The organism is Collinsella aerofaciens, assembly GCF_040910325.1.
GTDB classification, from domain to species: domain Bacteria; phylum Actinomycetota; class Coriobacteriia; order Coriobacteriales; family Coriobacteriaceae; genus Collinsella; species Collinsella aerofaciens_BL.
Genome location: NZ_JBDGAV010000061.1, coordinates 1 through 1,926, shown reverse-complemented (window position 1 = coordinate 1,926; position 1,926 = coordinate 1). Strand labels below are relative to the sequence as shown.

2 protein-coding genes are annotated in these 1,926 nt (G+C 51.3%); one reads left to right on the top strand and one right to left on the bottom strand.

Translation table 11 applies throughout. The features are described from left to right. Positions 1 to 37 precede the first annotated feature (37 nt). Complete coding sequence (locus tag AB5Z25_RS10840; RefSeq protein ID WP_368135582.1) at positions 38 to 490, bottom strand: hypothetical protein; 453 nt, start codon at positions 488 to 490, stop codon at positions 38 to 40. Between the two features lie 57 nt (positions 491 to 547). Between AB5Z25_RS10840 and AB5Z25_RS10835 the strand changes: the two genes are divergently transcribed. After that, the gene (locus AB5Z25_RS10835) at positions 548 to 1,825 is read left to right on the top strand and encodes an ATP-binding protein (protein ID WP_368135580.1); all 1,278 of its coding nucleotides are present in this window, start codon (positions 548 to 550) and stop codon (positions 1,823 to 1,825) included. The last annotated feature ends 101 nt before the right edge of the window (positions 1,826 to 1,926 follow it).

Genomic DNA, 1,926 nt, shown 5'->3' with positions numbered 1-1,926 from the left:
GGGGCCGCGGGGGCGTTCAGCTAACTGCGGGAATGGCCTATTTGCTCAATGTGTTCGGCTGAGATCGGAAATCAACCGCCAGCCGGTCGATTTCGAAACAAGAAACCGCATAATACACCCCAGCTTGATCTAGAGTTGCCGTATAGCTTTCTGCAGCGGCAAATGCATCACGATCGCGATACATTTCAAAAATATCTTCAATGCTTCTACCATCTCGATGAATCATAAGGTAGGTTGCGAATTTAAAATGGTCTATCAAATCAAAATACGTATCGGCACGCGCGAGCACGTCAAGAATGCCGTCATTTTCATTCCTGACTGTGTACAGATGATTGAAATGAAGAGGTGACAGGCTGTTCGGGTCAATTCCGGCAGCAAGTAAATCTAAGTAATACTGAGATTCCCGCAGTACGGCGCGAGCCTGTCGTGGCTTGACTCGTGCATGTTTAATCTGTTTCGTTAACTGAAATGCGTAAATCTGGTTAATCAAAAAAGCAAAATCTGGTTAAATGAAAACGGTAAATTTAGTTAAACGCGCTGGTAATCAATGGTGAAAAACATGCCAAAAAAGTACTACACTCGAATTATCGAAAATGAGCTCGACCAGATGCTAGGGATATTCGGTGCCGTTCTCATCGAAGGACCGAAATGGTGTGGAAAGACAACCACAGCCGGGACCCGTGCGGCGTCCAGGCTCCTTCTCATGGATCCGTCGCGCAACTTCGAGAATCGTTTGCGTGCCGAGACGGACCCGGCGCTTGCCGTTTCCGGCGAGGTGCCGCGGCTAATCGACGAATGGCAGGAGGTTCCGAAACTTTGGGACGCGGCACGGTTTGAGTGCGACAACCGCGGCGGCGAGCCTGGCCAGTTCATATTTACGGGGTCGGCGACACCGCGAGACAATGAGCGGCCGATGCACAGTGGTGCTGGAAGGTTCGCTAAATTGCGCATGGATACCATGACGCTTTTCGAACTTGGGAAATCTAGCGGCGCGGTTAAGCTGTCGGGCATTATTTCTGGCGAAAAGTTCAATGGCGCTTTCGGATCGTTGGATTCTGCCTCGATTGCCGAGTGCGTTGTCCGTGGTGGATGGCCCGCGGCGGTCGGTCGCGATGCGCTGGCTGCGTCGGCGATGGCGAAACGTTACATCGGCATAGTCGCCGAAGAAGATTTGTCTCGTGTTGATGGCTCTCGACGCGATCCCGAAAAGGTCAAAGCTGTCATCGAATCGCTTGCGCGCAATGAATCCACTTTGGCGACACTCAAGACGCTCGTAGCTGATCTTGGTGGAGAAGTATCGAGACAGACGGCGGCATCGTATATATCTCTTCTCGCTCGGGTCAGCTTCGTTCGCGATATTCCCGCATGGAATCCAGCAATGAGATCTCCGGTGCACTTAAGAGAATCAAAGAAGCATCATCTTGCTGACCCGTCACTGGCGGCCGCTGCGCTCGGGGCGACTCCGGAGACTTTGCTGTTAGATTTCAAGACGCTTGGACTACTTTTTGAATCGCTGGCACTCCATGATTTGTGGGTTTATGCGCGAGCAAATGGAATGAGTCTCTATCACTATCACGATTCTCGTGATCTAGAGGTCGATGCAGTCATTGCGGCTCCTGGTGGGACCTGGATCCCGGTCGAAGTTAAACTCAGCTCTGCTCAAATAGAAGAGGCATCTGACAATCTTGTCGCTGTCGAGGAACGTATGGTTGCTGCTGGAAACAACCCGCCGGTTTCGAAAGTTGCAATCATTGGATTTGGTTCACAAGCCTACGTTACCGACCGCGGCGTCCAAGTTGTTCCGTTGGATGTGCTCGCGCCATAATGCTGTTGGCGGAGTGGAATGTGGGCGCGCAAGGAGATGCGGAACCGATGAGAGCCTCAAAAAAAATTACTGCAGTGTTATCATCTTTCATCCTCTCTATT

What these genes read in the sequence shown, in the direction of transcription:
- AB5Z25_RS10835 (WP_368135580.1), top strand. Translation starts at nt 548, where the DNA reads ATGGTGAAAAACATGCCAAAAAAGTACTACACTCGAATTATCGAAAAT.